General features: G+C 62.1%; 9 protein-coding genes. 5 read left to right on the top strand and 4 right to left on the bottom strand.

Annotation, left to right across the window (positions count from 1 at the left end; translation table 11 throughout):
• The first annotated feature begins 2 nt into the window (after positions 1-2).
• Entirely contained in the window at positions 3-710 is a 708-nt protein-coding gene (locus BGE01nite_RS03475) for a PepSY domain-containing protein (protein WP_146848873.1), read from the top strand.
• Between the two features lie 5 nt (positions 711-715).
• Here the strand turns inward: BGE01nite_RS03475 and BGE01nite_RS03470 are convergent, their stop codons facing one another.
• Positions 716-2,434, bottom strand: coding sequence for a hypothetical protein (locus BGE01nite_RS03470; RefSeq protein ID WP_146848872.1), 1,719 nt, complete (start codon positions 2,432-2,434; stop codon positions 716-718).
• A gap of 152 nt (positions 2,435-2,586) precedes the next feature.
• On the opposite strand from BGE01nite_RS03470, the gene BGE01nite_RS03465 reads away from it, so the two are divergent.
• Both BGE01nite_RS03465 and BGE01nite_RS03460 read left to right on the top strand, forming a co-directional pair.
• Positions 2,587-3,303 carry an RNA polymerase sigma factor gene (locus BGE01nite_RS03465; protein WP_246145660.1) on the top strand — a complete coding sequence of 239 codons (717 nt, stop codon included), beginning with the start codon at positions 2,587-2,589 and terminating at the stop codon, positions 3,301-3,303.
• A 49-nt stretch (positions 3,304-3,352) separates the two neighbouring features.
• Positions 3,353-6,265, top strand: coding sequence for a serine/threonine-protein kinase (locus BGE01nite_RS03460; protein WP_146848870.1), 2,913 nt, complete (start codon positions 3,353-3,355; stop codon positions 6,263-6,265).
• Positions 6,266-6,285: 20 nt separating this feature from the next.
• Here the strand turns inward: BGE01nite_RS03460 and BGE01nite_RS03455 are convergent, their stop codons facing one another.
• The 3 genes from BGE01nite_RS03455 to BGE01nite_RS03445 all read right to left on the bottom strand — a co-directional run bounded on the left by BGE01nite_RS03455 (position 6,286) and on the right by BGE01nite_RS03445 (position 13,518).
• Positions 6,286-11,622: a tetratricopeptide repeat protein gene (locus BGE01nite_RS03455; RefSeq protein WP_170266562.1), complete on the bottom strand. Its 5,337-nt coding sequence runs from the start codon at positions 11,620-11,622 to the stop codon at positions 6,286-6,288.
• A gap of 159 nt (positions 11,623-11,781) precedes the next feature.
• Entirely contained in the window at positions 11,782-12,816 is a 1,035-nt protein-coding gene (locus BGE01nite_RS03450) for a fatty acid desaturase family protein (RefSeq protein ID WP_146848868.1), read from the bottom strand.
• 75 nt (positions 12,817-12,891) lie between these two features.
• Positions 12,892-13,518 (bottom strand): tetratricopeptide repeat protein, encoded by a 627-nt coding sequence (locus BGE01nite_RS03445; RefSeq protein ID WP_146848867.1) that lies wholly within the window; start codon positions 13,516-13,518, stop codon positions 12,892-12,894.
• Positions 13,519-13,660: 142 nt separating this feature from the next.
• Here BGE01nite_RS03445 and metG point away from each other — a divergent pair, with 142 nt between their 5' ends.
• Both metG and BGE01nite_RS03435 read left to right on the top strand, forming a co-directional pair.
• Positions 13,661-15,235 (top strand): methionine--tRNA ligase, encoded by a 1,575-nt coding sequence (gene metG, locus BGE01nite_RS03440; RefSeq protein ID WP_246145659.1) that lies wholly within the window; start codon positions 13,661-13,663, stop codon positions 15,233-15,235.
• Between the two features lie 54 nt (positions 15,236-15,289).
• A complete protein-coding gene (locus BGE01nite_RS03435; protein ID WP_146848865.1) occupies positions 15,290-16,033 on the top strand; it encodes an RNA polymerase sigma factor in 744 nt (247 codons plus the stop codon).
• Positions 16,034-16,079: the final 46 nt, after the last annotated feature.

Below are 16,079 nucleotides of genomic sequence, written 5' to 3'. Positions count from 1 at the left end.
GCATGAACAAACATTTCGTTCGCAAGGCCCACCGCTGGTTGGGCCTTGCCTTCAGTCTCACCATCCTCATGTCTGCGGGCAGCGGCGTCATCCATAACGTGATGACCCGCACCCAGCTCCCGCCGCCTCCGGCGCGGCCCACGGGTACGCTGGACCCGTCGTTGATCAAGATCAGCCCGGCGGATGCCGCGGCACGTCTGCCTGATGCGGCGCAGGGCATCGCCGCGATCAATGTGCGCAGCATCGGCATGCAGCCCTGGTATCAGATCTACACCGCCAGCAGCCGCGCCGCGCAATACGTGAGCGCGGTGGACGGCCGTGTGGACCCGGCGCAGGACGAGGCCTATGCCGCGCAGATCGCCAGCGCCTTCCTCGCGGGTGTGCCAGTGAAGAAGACGGACTTCCTCACCAGCTTCAACACGGAGTACATCAACATCTTCCGCATTCTGCCGGTGTATCGTTATGACATCGATGATGCGCTGCACACGCGTGTCTACGTGTCCACCACCACCGGCAGCGTCACGCGGCACACGGATGATGAGCGCCAGTTCGAGGCGCGCATCTTCACGAACTTCCACAAGCTGGGCTTCATCCCCAACAAGGATCTGCGTGATCTCGTGCTCACGGTGCTGACCGCCGCCACTTGCTTCGTCGCGCTGCTCGGCGTGCTGCTCTTCTTTCTCACCAGGCCGAAGCGCTCATCGAGCTAGCTCCGCTACTTGAACACCACATCCACGCCCATCGCGCTTTTGGAGGCGAAGCCAGGGATCCAGTGCGGTTTGCGCGCCGCGATGAAACGGTAGATCAGCGAGAGGCCATCGAGCACGACAATGCGATCCACGACTCGATAGCCGCGCTGACGGCGCATGAGGAACTGCACGGCCCACGCAAGGTAGCGCGGGTTCAGCAGCAGCGGCTTGAAGTCCGTCTTGATGCGATAGCGAGGCCGCAGACCCCGCTTCGCATACTTGGTCTTGTACTCGACCTTCGCCGCGAGGATGCGCGGTTCAATATCCGCCGAGTCCTCGGCAAAGTAGTACTCCCGCGAAAGTGCCAGCAGGCGGAAGGTGTCACGCATGTACTCGATGTCCTTCACCGGTACATGAGCGCGCTCCGCCAGCTCCATCATGCGGTCCAGATTGTCGAGACATCTCCGCGCACTGCGCAGCGCTGCATCTGCATCACGCACGAAGTAGCGCAGCAGGCGGCGCAGGCTGTGAGAGACAAAAATGTTCCCCCAATAGACCTGCAGCATCGGTGGAATGCGCACACGACGGAAGAAGAGCTTCTGCCGTGCATATTCCTCGATGTAGAGCAGCTCGCGGATGCATTCGTCCGCGAGGCGCAGAAGCTCAAGCAAGGCGTCCGCATCGCCTAGCCGGCGCTCCTTCGCAAAGGCGCGCACGGCATCCTCCACCAGCGCGCCATCCTTCATCACACGGATGGTGACGAAGGTGTTGAGGTCCGTCCACACCGCCTCCGCATCCAGAAAAGCCAGCCTGCGAAAGGGCACCCATCCACCGGTCTGGCACCACACCATGCAGCCGATCACATTCTCCGCCTGCCGCAGCTCGCGCGCATACTCCTCATACATCCAGCCGGTGGGGCTGGGATACTCGCCGCAGCCTTCATACTCGCGACGGGTCTGCAGCTCCACGATCTTCGGCAATGAGGTGCGGAAGAAGTTCCGGTTCAGCGGCAGGTAACGGAAGAAATCACTCTCGCCATACTTCATCGAGACCACCAGCGCCGAACTAACGATGCTATCAAACACGCGTGAGAAAGTATCGCGATGCCACATGAGATCGCCGATGGGATAGGCACCCACCGTCCAGGTGCGGAAGACCATGAGGCGCTGATGCTTTTCAAACGTGGGCAGCAGCGCGAGCAGGAACTCACGGGCCTGCTCCGGGGTTTGAATGACGAGCTGGCTGTGAAAGTCATCCTTCACGTCTTTGCCGTCGGATTCACCGATGCGGACGATGATGCCTGACACCTCCGGGAAGTCCGTGAGGAAGCGGTCCATCAGCTCCGCGAGATAGACGTTCACCGGCTTGCGGGCGATGCGAAGGCTCTTCTTCAGCCATGGCGTGGCCGAGAAGACATCCATGGTCACGTGGATGTTCAGACCTGCCTTCTTCAGCACCGCAAAGCAGCGCCGCATCTCCGCGCGATAGCGCTCGATCCGGTGCCGCACATCCGGTTCGACCATGTCATGCAGCGCCAGATGCGCCACGTCATCGATGGAGACTGTGTTAAATCCCCAGCTCGCTGCCTGCCGTGCCAGCACGTTCAGGTCCCGGCACACCTGCTCCCACCACGCCGCGCCCTGCCGGCCCACATGATCCCAGGGGATCTTGGACCAGTTGATCACACGCCGGTCGTAGCCGCGGAAGAACGGCCCGATGGCATCAATGATGTGAATTGGCGACACGACGGAAGCGGATGCGGCATCCGCCCCCAGACTCAAAGCCCCGAGCGTGACGAAAGCGACACCTCCGGCGGAGCAGCCGACTCCACCGCGAGTAGATTTCCCGCGCAACGAATGGCTTCCGATCCGTCTGGAGTATCAGTATGCTCATTTCCATGCCTCCGCCGACCTCCGCTGCCTTTCACACCACCCGCTGGAGCCGCGTGGTGCTGGCACGGGAGCCTTCCGCCCAAGGTCAGGAGGCTCTCCAGCAGCTTTGCGCGGCCTATTACTCACCGGTGATCTCCTTTCTGCGCCGGGAAGGACGCCAGGAGGATGCAGCGAGGGATCTGGCCCATGACTTTTTCGCCATCGTCCTCGCCGGCAGGGCCATCAACCATGCGGAGCAGTCACGAGGGCGCTTCCGCTCCTATCTGCTGGGTGCCGTGAAGCATTTTCTTTCGCATCAGCGCGAGGCAGCGCTGCGACTGCGGAGAGGTGGAGGCGAAACCCCTATCTCCGTGGACGATGAAGAAACTCCCGCGCTCGCGGACCCCGCGCAGATCTCTCCGGATGAAGCCTTTGATCGCGAGTGGGCTCATACTGTCCTTGCCCGTGCCATGGAGGCGCTGCGCCAGGAGCAGGCCGCCGAGGGCAAGGGCGATGCCTTTGCGCGGTTGCAACCTTGGTTAAGCGGCGAGGCAGCGCATGGAGACCAGGCCGCGCTGGCGGAATCTCTGGGCATGAATGTGAACACGCTCAAGGCCGCCACGCACCGTCTGAGGCAGCGTTTCCGCGCACTGGTGAAGGCCGAGATTGCCGTCACCCTGGATGATGATTCCGCAGTCGATGAGGAGATGCAGGTGCTCTTCTCCGCCTTGAGAAGCCGTTGATCTTTATATTTTTCGCAACCTTTCCCGCCGCACACGTCAGGCAGACCGCATGAGCCAGACTGCTCCTCCCTCCCATCTCTTCTGCACCCGTTGTGACGGGCCTCTGCCTGCAGGTTTCCAGCCCGGCCTCTGCGCCATTTGTCTCATGGATGTGGCCATGAGTCCGACCATGGACGAGACACTTCCGGTCATCGCTCCACAAAAGCCGCTAGCGCCTGCGGACCTGGCAGCACACTTTCCACAGCTCGAGATCCTCGAATGCATCGGCCGTGGCGGCATGGGCGTGGTCTACAAGGCGCGGCAAAAGACGCTCGCCCGCCTGGTGGCGCTCAAGCTGCTGGCTCCGGAGCAGACAAAGGACGCGACCTTCGCCGAGCGCTTCGCCCATGAGGCGCGTGCTCTCGCCGCGCTGAACCATCCGAGCATCGTCACCGTGCATGATTTCGGTGAGTCCGGCGGCTTCTACTACCTGCTCATGGAGTTCGTGGACGGAGTGAATCTCCGCCAGGCCATGCAGGGATCTCATCTTAATCCGGAGCAGGCGCTCGCCATCGTGCCTCCCATTTGCGAAGCGCTGCAATACGCCCATGAGCACGGTATCGTCCACCGGGACATCAAGCCGGAGAACCTGCTCATGGACAAGGCAGGGCGCGTGAAGATCGCTGACTTCGGCATCGCCAGGATGATGAGCCGTCATGAGGCAGGGAGCACGGAAGAAAGCACCCCCGCCGCCAGCCCGCGCAGCACCATCATCGCCGGCACTCCGCAATACATGGCGCCCGAGCAGCGTCATGCGGATGTGCGCGCGGATCACCGCGCGGACATCTACTCCCTCGGCGTGGTCTTGTATGAGCTGCTGACAGGCCGCCTTCCCACCGAGCAGCTCCAGCCACCCTCACAAACGGCCGCCGTGGACACACGTCTGGATGAAATCGTCCGCCGCGCACTGGAGCGGAATCCCGAGCAACGTTACCAGACCATCCAGGAGCTGCGCACGCATCTGGCCACTCTCTCCACGAGCCTCGTCACCCACACCGTCCATTCCCGAGAAAAGTATCAACATTGGTTCGGCAGACTGTTGAAAATCGCAGGCTGGATTTTTGCCGGCATGACCGCGCTGGCACTCGTGTCTGCAGTCATTCGGCCATGGCCTGACGGCTTCATTTTGGGAAAATTCCTCGCCCGGCTTGCGGACCGCCTGCCATCGGCCCTGACGCTCGGCATGGCCGCATGGTTGCTGGTCCGGCGTCATGATGTCTTCATCCGCGCCAGCTACCGCCCGCTCACTCTGCCGCCGCGCCAGAAAAGGGAGATCACCGGCATCGCGGCCAGGCTGGCGGGCCTAACGATCATTGGTTTCGCAGTTGTCCGGCTCTATCAATGGTTCCCGCAGCTCTGGAAACTCGCCTCCCTCTCCGGCGCAGACCCTTGGGCGGCCATCCGTTGGTCTGACTTCGTCCTCAGCCTGATCATGCTGAGCCTCGGGACCACCTTGTTCCGCTTCGAGCACACGCTCTCTCCCATCCTCTACTCCATCCCCGTGGCGCAGCGTCTCCCGTATGCGGACCAGAATCAGCCAGGGGACACGCGCAGCAGGCTCTCGGGCCATGCCTTGAGCGGTGGACTGCTGCTGGTGCTCGTGCTCTGGCTGGCCGGTTCCCTGGCCTCCATGACCCTCGACAGGCTCCTCACGCACTCGGATTCCAGCGGTGACACCGCCATGATGATGACCATCGGTGCGGTGAAGGTGGGCATCCTGGCGGTCCTGGCCAGCCTGTTTGGCTGGACTGCGTTGAACCGGATCCGCTGTTCTGAAAGCCGCCTGCATGGACTGGGTCTGGCCACGGCGGCAGCGCTGACACTGCCGCTCTATATGATCTCGCTGGTGGTCGCCTTCCTCCTCGGAAGTTCGCTGCTGAATCACTTCAGCACCTACACCCGCCTGCCGGACGGTTCTCTGGATGTCACCCTGCCGGAGATTTCTTTCGTCACACACACCACGGCGGCAGTAGTGGGCACGCTCTGGGTGGCAGGCTGGTTCCTGGTCTGGAGGAAGCTCCGCCGCACTCCACGCACCGCCGCCCTGCCATCTGGCAGTCCGCACCTCAGCCTGAAGATGGCGCTCTCAGGGATGACGCTACTCATCGGCCTGCTGGTGCTGTGGCAGGTATTTTCCGCCCGCCCGGCCACGACGCAGCGCGTCATTCCTGAAGCCGAGTTTGCCCGTCAGGTGCAGCGCCAGCTCAACATCCGTCTGGCCACTGCCGGCTTTCATCACAGCATGCAGCCGGGCCAGCTCAAACTGCCGGAAAAAGGCAGGGTCACCAAGCTTGAGCTGACAGGGCTTCAAGACAAGTCCGGCAGGGCTGTGGAGGGCACCCTGAACATTGGCCGCACGGGATGGGGAGTGCAGATCAGCGGTCAAAAGGCACTCTCTGACATCAGGCTCTACATTCTTCAGTCGAGCTCGTCACCTCAGAATCACGAGGTCACCCTGCCCTCACCTCATGCTCGTGCCCGCTGCGTGCTGAGCCTGAAACGAGGACAGCTCCTGGAGCCGCCTGCCGCCCTGCGTGAGAAACTGAACTCTGCTTCTGGCGCCACCCGCTTGTCCTTGGATGATGCTGATTGGCTCCGCGAGCGTGACGCAGACCTTGTTCTGCATCCAGATGAGGTGGGTGTCTTACGGCTTTTCGAAGGCTCCGCAGCGCTGATCACGCGTGATCTTTCCTCCGGTGCGGACTGGTTGCAGATCGATGATCTTCAGCTCGCCGAAGCCCTTCAGAAAGCCCGGACATCACTGCCTGCGAAGGGTGGCTTCACGGAGATCCGCGAGCGTTCCCCCGCCTTGATCGCCTTCGTCACGGGAAGCTGCTCCGGCATCCTCGAGAATCTGGGACCCACCAAGCCCGGTGACGCGGATGTCCGGGTGCGGATTCATGTGCTGCCGAGAACACCATGACAAGTCGGGGTGTCAGAAGCTCACCTTGGCCTCAGCAGCAGATCATTCGGAAGCTCCGTGCGCTTCTGCCGGTCCAGCAGTTCCTGGAGCGAGTTGGCAGGCGGACGCTCCAGGCCGAATTCTTCACGGTTCGGCTGGGACGCTTCCACCTGCTGCTGTGATTGCTTCAGCAGGAGGTCCAGCTCCTGCCGGCTCGGGCGCGGCATGGTCTGGCTGGTGGAGTGGTCACAGCTCCGCATGAGCATGAATAGGACGTAGATGAGCCCGAAGATGCCCATGCCGAAACCCGTGGTGCCGCCACCGGAGGCGGGCGCGGCCCGGGGAGTGCCGCCTTTGAGCCTGCTGCCAAAGGGCATCCGCACACCACAGTGGGCCTTCATCTTCTCCACCGCCAGGTCGAGATCATCCTGCACACCCTTGCTGAGAGCGGTCCCGCGCAGTTGCTCCTTGGCCTGGGCATGAAACCTCATGAAGGCCGCCCGGGCCTGATCACGCGGGGTGGACATGACCTCCGCATAGGCACCGGCGGCGAGGGCCAGCACACGCCACTCCGAGGCCTGACCCCGGAAGGGCTCACGTTTCAAAATCCGGTTCACCTCGTCATACTGGCCCGCCTTGGCCGCTCCATGCGCGGCAATGGCCACATGCATGGGCCAGCTCACATCCTGCAGCCCCATGGCCACCACATGCTGGCTCACTCGGGCAGATTCCGCCTTGTCACCGATCTCCCGGAGGCTGATGCAGAGGTTTGACAGCGACCACGCCTCCGCATCCGGCCGCTGATAGTCCGGCAGGAGCCACTGGGCGCAGTCCATGAACTCGCCGCTGGCAGCGAATGCATAACCAACTTTACTCCACAAGAGGGTATGCCCGCGCAGGAACGTCCCGTGCTCCTGGATGAAGAGCTTGAGCTGCGGGTTCGCCGCCTTCGCCTCCCCCATGAGATCCAGATAGTCCGCCACCGCCGGCACGATGCGTGTGCCCAGGCGTGGAATCCAGGACGCGAGCTGGCGCCAGCAGGCCCAGTTCCGCTGCGCGTGCTGCCGGCGCACCCAGCTCACGGCAAAGGCGGGGCCGATGCGTCCCGCCTCCGCGACCTGGCTCACCACCTCGTTGTAGATATTGTGAAGCTTTTTGTTATGTCCTTGGAAGCGGTTCTGCACGAGCTCGAGCATCGGCCCCAGCATGTCCGGCTGTGTGGCCAGCCACTCCAGGTCTGCACGGACCTGGGTGAGGTCCTGCTTCTCCGTGGCCGCAAGCATGAGGTACACCCGGCGTACGAGACCGACATGCCCATGCGTGGCCATGCCCTGTGCCGCCTCCGCGAGCCCGACCATGTCTCGCGCATCCCAGAACAAGCCTAACAAACGATGCGCAGCATACACGTCACCCGGATCCACATGCAGCGCATCCCGCAGATGGCGGATGCCCGCGTCACGCTTGCCCGCCTGCAGCTCGGCATCTGCCGCCACGTTGTAGGGCTCCGCGGACCGTGGATTGAGCTGGATCATGTGCTGCGCCGCCCTGCGCCAGCTGATCATGTCACGGCGCTGCTCCGACCACTGGGAAAGCATGCGCCAGCCCCAGTAGTAGTTGCTGTTCTTCTCCAGCACCATCTTCATGCGCTGGATGGCGCCCACCAGGTCTCCACGCACGGCCAGCAGCCAGGCGGCACGGCCGCAGAGATTGTGCGGCATGTTCGCCGCCTCCCACGGACCCGTTCTCAATGACGCCTCCGCCTCGTCAATGCGGCCCAGCGATGCAAGCGTCTCCGCGCGCAAGTCATAGGCATCCGCCAGATGCGGATTGATCTTCAGCGCCTGGTCGAAGGCATGGAGGATCTCCTGGATGTGCTGGGTCGGCAGCAGCCTTGCGAGGAGCATCCACGCGCGTGCATCTCCGGGCCGCTGGCGCGTGAGTGAGCGCCCCAGCTCCAGCAGGCGGTCCTGGCGCTGCAGGATCTCCGCCCAGTTGTTCAGCAGAGTCCAGGCCCAGTCCGCCCCGGGTTCTTCCAGCGCGGTTCGTTCCGCCAGAGACCAGGCCTCCTCACGCATGCCCGTGCGCCACAGCAACGCGGCCAGGGATCCCCGCAGCATCAGCTCCAGGGGCAGGCGTGCCACGCCATTGCGCAGCGTCTGCACCGCGGCCGCGGCCTCGCGCGCATCTTCCTGGTACTCCGCCAGCAGCAGCCAGCCGTCCGGCCAGTCAGGATTCATCTGGGTCACACGGCGCATGGTTTCCAGCGCCGCCGGGTGGTCTCCGGAATGGCGGTGCACCGTCGCGAGATCACGCCATGCTCCCGGGGACAAGGCAAAGCGCTGCGTGGCTTCCTGCGCCAGTTTCAGCGCGTCTTCACGCGCGCGCAGATCCAGCTTCTGCTGGATCAGCACCGACCACGCTTCCCAGAGGTCAGGGCGTGCTTTCCACACCTCCAAAAGCTCCTCATGCAACTCATGCGGGTTCAGGATCAGGCTGGCCTGCCCGCGATACGCATGGAGACCGCTGCCATTGAGCACCTGACGGATCATCTCAGAGCGGATGAAGGCCAGCTCCTTCCGCTGCAGATCTGTGCCGGCGGCGGTGCGGATCAGCGCCTCAAAGCTCTGGGAGTAGTTCACGTCCAGGCGGATGCCCTGGCGGAAACACTCCGCGGCTTCAGCATCACGCGCCATGACCTGCAGCACCCTGCCCTGGATGGCGTGACCTGCCGCCTCGTCAGGAGCCAGCGCCACGGCTTCACGTGCCCCGGCCAGAGCCTCCTCATGACGTCCCAGATCCTGAAACACAAGCGCGATCTGCCGGCGCGCCCACGGGTCTGTGGGATGCATCTCGATCATCCGCTGGATCTGCGGCAGCGCGAGCTCCGCATCCGTGTCATGCTGCCACTGCACCAAAAGCTGCCCGAGAGAGTAGTGATGCGGGAAGCGGGCCGCCACGGTCTCCAGATGCCGGATGGCCGCGAGGTTTCCACCCGTGCCAGCCAGCTCGCGCGCCACGACCTGATGCGCATCAAAGGCCAGCGGCTCAAGCACCAGAATATTTTGCCACATTGTTAGTTCGGCCGCCGGACCCTCACGACGGCGCAGCAGCAAGGCCTGCGCCCGCTGCCACCTCGCCGGCAGGGTCTTCCCCTCCGCGCGCTGCAGCAGGGAGGCGGCTTCCTCAAAGTGGCCGAGCCTTGTCTCCAGACGCGCCAGCTCCACCAGCAGTTCGCCGTCATCCGGCCGCATGGCCACGGCCTCGTGCATGACCTCCACCATCTCCGGACGGTTCAGGCCATCCAGCGCCTGCACCAGAGTCAGTGAGGGCGCGGCTGATTTCGAACCATACGCGCGCATGCGCCGCCGCAGCCAGTCGATCGCCTGCTCGATGCGGCCAAGGCTCACCGAATGGCTGAACCAAATTTGCGCATAGCCTTCCACTTTGTCTGACAGCGCCGCGGCAAAGCGATAGATCGTGAGATAGTCATCCGGCTCGGCCTTCTGTGAACGCCGCATGAGGTCCGCCATGCGGATGAGCACTCCCGCGTCAGAAGGAGATGCCACATGCGCACGACGAAGCTGACGGCGTGCCTCCGGCCAGCTGCGTGCGTCCTCGAGAAGCTCCTCGCCATACATGCGCAGCGCCCAGACCTGGCATTTGTCACTCTGCACGAAGTCGCGTAGCAGGCGCAGGCGCTCATCACTGCGGCCCAGGCCGCGGAGGGACTGGATCTTCCAGTACAAGAGGCGCGGATCCTCGGGAAAGGCTTTTTGCAAAAGCTCCAGCGCTTCTGCTCTCGCCACTTCATTGCCATCAAAAGACGCGAGCGACAGCCGCCCCATCAACACAAGACGATGCCCGGCATCGACCGACTCCATCTCCTTCCACACGGCTTCCGCCGCAGGCCGGTCATACGCGGCCAGCGCGAGGCTGAAGCGGTGGTTCAGATCATACATGGCCTCATCCGGCAGCGACTGCGCAGCCAGCCATTCTGCGCGCTCCTGCGGCACCAGCGCCATCCCGCGCGGGCCGGTGAGCTTGTAGCTGTTCAGAAACTCCTGCGCGGAAGTTTCGCGGTAATGTGGCTCGCCCGGATCCTGGATGAAAAGAGTCTCGCGGACATCGTCATAACCGATCAGCGCCTGCGAATGCGCGGACGTGACCTCCACGGTCGTGAGCACGATCGGCACCTGCGCATCGATCAACTGCCGCACCGACTCCAGCGTGAGCGTGAACTCCTTCACGGCGAAACCATTCGCCACGGCCCACTCGCGCTCCGAGTAGTCATGCGTGCCATCATAGCAGATGGCATCCACGATCTGCTCCATGGTGATCTCCTTCCGCCAGTAGTGAGAAACAGCTGCAAGTGTGGCTGGAGCGCAGGTGTTGTGCTTTTGATGCACAAACTCAAAGGGCAGCCGCACGCGACGCGCCTGCAGGCCGGGCTGCTCCAAACGTTTGGCCAGCGCCGAGTAGTAGTCTCCGGAAACTTGCGCTGCCGCCGCAGCCGCAGCCGAGTAGTCACCCTTCAGATAAAACACATCCGCGCGACGAGCCTGCAACCACTCATGCTCCGCGGCCTCGGCGAGCACGGAGAGCGAGTCGATGCGCTCCACCAGCTCCGCCATGCCCGCGTGATCATCCACCTCCCGCTTCAAGGTGAGAAGCTGGCAGGCGATGCTGTGACTCTGCATGCGTGCGTTCGCCTCCGCCAAAAACTGGATGGCCTCATGCCCGCGCCCCAGCAGATGCAGAACGCGTCCCTTATGCTGCACCGCCGGGCGATACCACGGCCGCAGCACAAGCGCTTCCTCGATGGTTTGCAGCGCCTCCTCACGTCTCTCCTGGCTGAGCAGGATGGAGGTCTTCTCGACACCCAGCCAGGGTTTGTCAGGGTTCAGCACCGCCGCTTCCTCCCACAGCTTCCATGCCGTGTCGAAGTCGCGGTAACTACCGGCGATGCGCGCCCTCATCGCTTTCAGATCCGCCAGGATCTCGAGATCATGCGCCACATGCACCTCGGACTCCAGCGCATGACGCCATGCGGCCATCATGCCGCGAAAATCCTGGAGATGATAGCCGAAGTGCAGGATCACCTGTGGATGATGCGGAGCCGTGCGCGCCGCGCGGCGGATCAGCAGCGCCGCCAGCCGGCCCGCCGCCAGATTTCCCGCCAGACGGCAGCCAAAGACAAGCGCCTCAGCGTTCTTCCACGCCTGCATGGGACCGTGAGGTTCCAGCACCCGCCATGAGTCGATGTAACGCCCCTGGTCGTAATGCTGAACCGCTTCCTGGATGATCGTTGAGTCAACCTCCCGCCGCAGTGACACGGGAAAGCCCGCCGCCAGCTTGTATTTCTTCTCCTGAATTGCCATGCGAGACGGTTTCCTAACCCGAGCCCCGACCGACATACAAGCCTTAAGAAACGCAAAGCGGGCAATCTCCGTCTGCTCTGGAAGCTCCGGCGCATCAGGCCGAAATGCGGCCTCTGGTGATCATGCCTGCTGGCTCAGCGTCACCGTCACCTCAGGGCCTCACGCATCAGACTCGTCCAGGCCGACCATCCGCTGCTTCTTCACGTCCCACACCTTGAGGCGGAGACAGCGCAGGATGTCACGGGGAAGCAGCGTGGTGACCTTGGGGTTCCGCAGCTCAGGAATGGCGGCCATCGCCTCAGGGAGGCGGTAGAAAGGGATGCGCGCATTCAGATGATGGATGTGATGCAGGCCGATGTTTGCCGTGAACCAGGCCATCACCGGGCCGGTCTTCAGATGGCTGGAGGACTCCAGCGCGGCGCGGTCATACGTCCAGCCGGACTTGTCATAGAAGGACACGTCTGGAAAATTGTGCTGCGCATAAAAGAGGTAGGAGCCGATGGCACTGGCGATGGCATGCGGGATGACCTGCACGAGCAACCAGTCATCCCAGCCATGGAACATCAGAAGCCAGGCCCCCAGGCCGGCATGCAGCATCAGAGCCAGGAGACAGTCCCAGTGCTCACGCGGCTTCATGATGAAGGGCCGCAGGCACATGCCATGCATGAAGACGGTGAGGTAACCTGAAAAGATGGTCACCGGATGACGCATGAAAAGGTAGATCCAGCGGGCAGACTTGGAGGCTTTCTGGAAATGGTCCAGCGTCATGATCGGGAAGGAGCCGATGTGGGAGCCCTTGATCTTCGAATTATGATTGTGGTGATGATTGTGCGAGGCGCGCCAGATGCTGCTCGGACTCAGGGCGATGATGCCAAAGCCGCGCATCATCCACTCGGCCACCTTGGACTTCGGCAGGATGGCGTGGTGTTGCTGGTCGTGATAGATCACGAAGAGACGGAGCAGGAGCAGTCCGGTGAGGACGCTGAAGGCGATCTCCAGCACCAGCAGCCAGTCAGGAATGTAGAGAGGTGCCCAGGCCGCCACGGCTAGAAACACGGCGGTGGAAAGCAGATACCACCAGCTTTTTGCCGTGCTGTCCACGGCGTATGGTTTCGTTGCCAGGATCAACTCAGGACCTACCCTGCTTACCTCGGCACGAAGAATGGTATCAGCCGAAGCGGGGCCATGAGTCATGTACCGGTCAAGAGACTCCAAATACAGATTTTCGCAACCAACAGATGAGACTGATCCTCAAATCTGACGAATTTTTCACCACTTACGGACTTTGACGTGCACCTGCGCGGATTTCCCCATGTAGTGGTCCATGCTGTAATCCTTCGCCGCCTTCAGCATGTGGTCCTTGGCCTTCGCCTCATCACCGAGTGCTTCAAAATACAGGCCCAGATACAGATGCGCGTAGCAGCGATGATTGCGCAAGGCCTCGCCCTCGCCCGTCTCGGCAGCTTTGAGCACATCCTCCACGGTGCCCTTGCCCGCAAAGAGATCATGCACCTCCTTCATCGGCACGCGGGTGTCGCCGGAGATGGGAATAAGCACTTTCTTCGCTGCTTCCAGATTCTCCGCACGGGCCACACAAATGAAATGCCAGGCGGCATTCTCCACATCATTCGAGTTCACGGTCTGATGCACCTCGAACTGCTCGCGCCCGCCTTGGTAATCTCCCGCCAGGTACAGTGAGAGACCACGCTGCCAGAGCTGCGGCTTCAGCCGGGGCTCGAGGGCAATGAGTTTGTCAAAGGCCTCCACGGACTCCTTCGGCTTCGCATCATAGAAGGCCTGCACACCCTGCTGGAACAAGGCATCCGGGTCTGGCTTCGCGGCCTCCTGGGCGATGAGGGCAGCGGGGATGAAAAGGGCGGCGAGAAGGACTTTCATGGTCAGAGGTAGATCATACGTGAATGCCGGTGGCGATCTCTGATTTTCATTCAACCCGGCTGAAGTGCCCCCTTGCAGGCCAGCTTGATTTGCTGCCAATACTCCACATATCCATTTCAATCCGTTTCAACTATCCCTGCCTGTGAAGCCCTACTACATCACCACCGCCATCGACTACACGAACGCGCCGCCGCATATCGGCCATGCGTATGAAAAAGTGCTCGCCGATGTCATGGCGCGCTTTCAGCGGCAGAACGGACGCGAAGTGTACTTCCTCACGGGTGTGGACCAGCATGGCCAGAAGGTGCAGAAGAGCGCTGACAAGGTGGGTCTGGACCCGCAGGCTTTTGTGGATGGCATTACCCAGCACTTCACCGCGCTTTGGGACAAGCTGAACGTCCGCTTTGACGGCTGGGCCGCCACCACGGACGTGAAACACAAGAGGGTCGTGCAGGCCATGCTTCAGAAGCTGCATGACGCCGGCCAGCTCTACAAGAAGAGCTACGCAGGCTTCTACAGCGTGCGCCAGGAGCAGTTCCTGACGGACAAGGAACGCGGCCCGGATGGCAACTTCGGCGAGGAGTGGGGCGAAGTGGTGGAGATCCAGGAAGAGAACTGGTACTTCAAGCTCAGCGAGCATGTGGAATGGCTGAAGGGCTACATCCAGACCCATCCTGATTTCATCTTCCCGGCCAATCGCGCCAAGGATGTGCTCAATGCTCTCGAAGGAGAGGCGCAGGACCTTTGTATCTCACGTCCAGTCGAGCGTTTGAGCTGGGGCATCCCGCTGCCGTTTGACGAGCGCTTTGTAAACTACGTGTGGTTTGATGCGCTGACGAACTACATCAGCTTCGCCGGCTACCTCGCTGATGAAGTGGGCAACACCGGCCTACCCAACTTTGAAAAAATCTGGCCTGCGGATGCCGAGATCATCGGCAAGGACATCCTGGTCCCAGCCCATGCGGTTTACTGGCCGATAATGCTTCATGCCCTGGGCTTCCCGGATGATCAGATTCCGAAGCTCGTGGTGCACGGCTGGTGGAATGTGAAGGGCTCCAAGATGAGCAAGAGCACGGGCAACGTGATCAATCCGGACACGCTCGCGGACACCTTCACACCCGATGGTCTGCGCTATTATTTGATGCGCGACATCGCCACGGGTCAGGACAGCGACTTCAGCGAAGAGCGCATCATGATGAGCTACAACAAGGAGCTCGGCGGTGGTCTCGGCAACCTGCTGAACCGCAGCCTGAACATGGCGCACAAGTATCGTGAAGGCAAGCTCACGCCCGGAACCTATGATGACGATGAGAACAAGGCTCTACGCCAGACCGTGGTGGAGGCTGTGCCTGCCTATCTCGAGTCCATGAACACCTGGGGCATTCACGATGGCATCGCTGCCGCGTGGAAGATCGTCAGTCATGCGAATGCCTTTGTGGACAGCACGAAGCCTTTCTCCCTGGCCAAAGATCCTGCGCAGGCTGCTCGTCTCGACAGCGTGCTCTATCATCTCGCTGAAGCACTCACGCATGTGTCTGTCTTGCTGGACCCGATCATGCCCACCGCGATGGCGAAAGCCCGCGAGCAGATCGGCTGGGCTCTGCCGGACGGTTTCGAGTTCAAGCATCTCGCCTGGGGTCTGCTGGCCGATGGTCATCAGCTCGCCACACCGATCCCGCTCTTCCCGAGACTGGAGATCGAAGCCCCGGCGGCCTAAGGCGAATCACCATGACGTGCGGCGTGACGAGTGCTATGCATCCGTCGCGTCCGCATGCCTCCGCCCACGTCCTCTCATCTGAACGACACACCTTCCGCGCGTTTCCAAACGACGCGCTGGACGCTGGTGGGTGGTGGAGGCGATGTGACGAAGCGTGATGCAGCCTGGGAACATCTATGCCGTTCGTATTGGTATCCGGTGTACGCCTTCATCCGTCGCCGTGGCGAAACCGCAGAAGATGCGAGCGATCTCACCCAAGGCTTCTTTGCCAAGCTCATCGAGCAGGACTGGCTGGCGCAGGTGGAGCGGCGTGACGCGCGCTTCAGCACCCTGCTCATCACCATCCTGAAGAACTTCCTCATCAAGCAGCATCGCCATGAGGTCGCGCAGAAGCGCGGCGGTGGTGACATGCCCGTGCCCTTTGACCTGGCGAAAGCAGAAAGTTGGTTCGGCCAGGAACCCGCGACTCAGGACACCCCCGAGACGCATTTCGAAAAGCGCTGGGCGCTCGCAGTGATGGATGCTGCGCTGCATCGCCTGCGCCAGGAATGCGAGTTGACCGGCAAGGCCAAGGTCTTTGCCGAGCTCAGTCCCTTTCTTTCACGTGAACCTGTGCCCGGCGACTACGAAACCGCCGGCATCGCGCTCGGTATCAACGCCCGCAGCATCGCCGTAGCCGTGCATCGCCTCCGCGCCGACTACCGCGCCATGGTGCGTGAGGAAGTGGCGGCGGGCCTGCGTGACAGCAAGCTGGTGGATCAGGAGATGCAGGCTCTCGCTGAGGTGATGATGGGGTAAGGAGCAGAGATGATGAAGTCGCGATAGCGTCCTGGAGTGCGGTGGC

The organism is Prosthecobacter gellanilyticus, from assembly GCF_007992435.1.
GTDB lineage: Bacteria > Verrucomicrobiota > Verrucomicrobiia > Verrucomicrobiales > Verrucomicrobiaceae > Prosthecobacter > Prosthecobacter gellanilyticus.
Note: the sequence above shows the minus strand (reverse complement) of the source record. Positions and strands in the feature narration are given on the sequence as shown.

Coding starts and splice junctions, on each gene's coding strand:
- BGE01nite_RS03475 (WP_146848873.1), top strand. CDS start 3: ATGAACAAACATTTCGTTCGCAAGGCCCACCGCTGGTTGGGCCTTGCC.
- BGE01nite_RS03465 (WP_246145660.1), top strand. CDS start 2,587: ATGCCTCCGCCGACCTCCGCTGCCTTTCACACCACCCGCTGGAGCCGC.
- BGE01nite_RS03460 (WP_146848870.1), top strand. CDS start 3,353: ATGAGCCAGACTGCTCCTCCCTCCCATCTCTTCTGCACCCGTTGTGAC.
- BGE01nite_RS03455 (WP_170266562.1), bottom strand. CDS start 11,622: ATGGCAATTCAGGAGAAGAAATACAAGCTGGCGGCGGGCTTTCCCGTG.
- BGE01nite_RS03450 (WP_146848868.1), bottom strand. CDS start 12,816: ATGACTCATGGCCCCGCTTCGGCTGATACCATTCTTCGTGCCGAGGTA.
- BGE01nite_RS03445 (WP_146848867.1), bottom strand. CDS start 13,518: ATGAAAGTCCTTCTCGCCGCCCTTTTCATCCCCGCTGCCCTCATCGCC.
- BGE01nite_RS03435 (WP_146848865.1), top strand. CDS start 15,290: ATGCCTCCGCCCACGTCCTCTCATCTGAACGACACACCTTCCGCGCGT.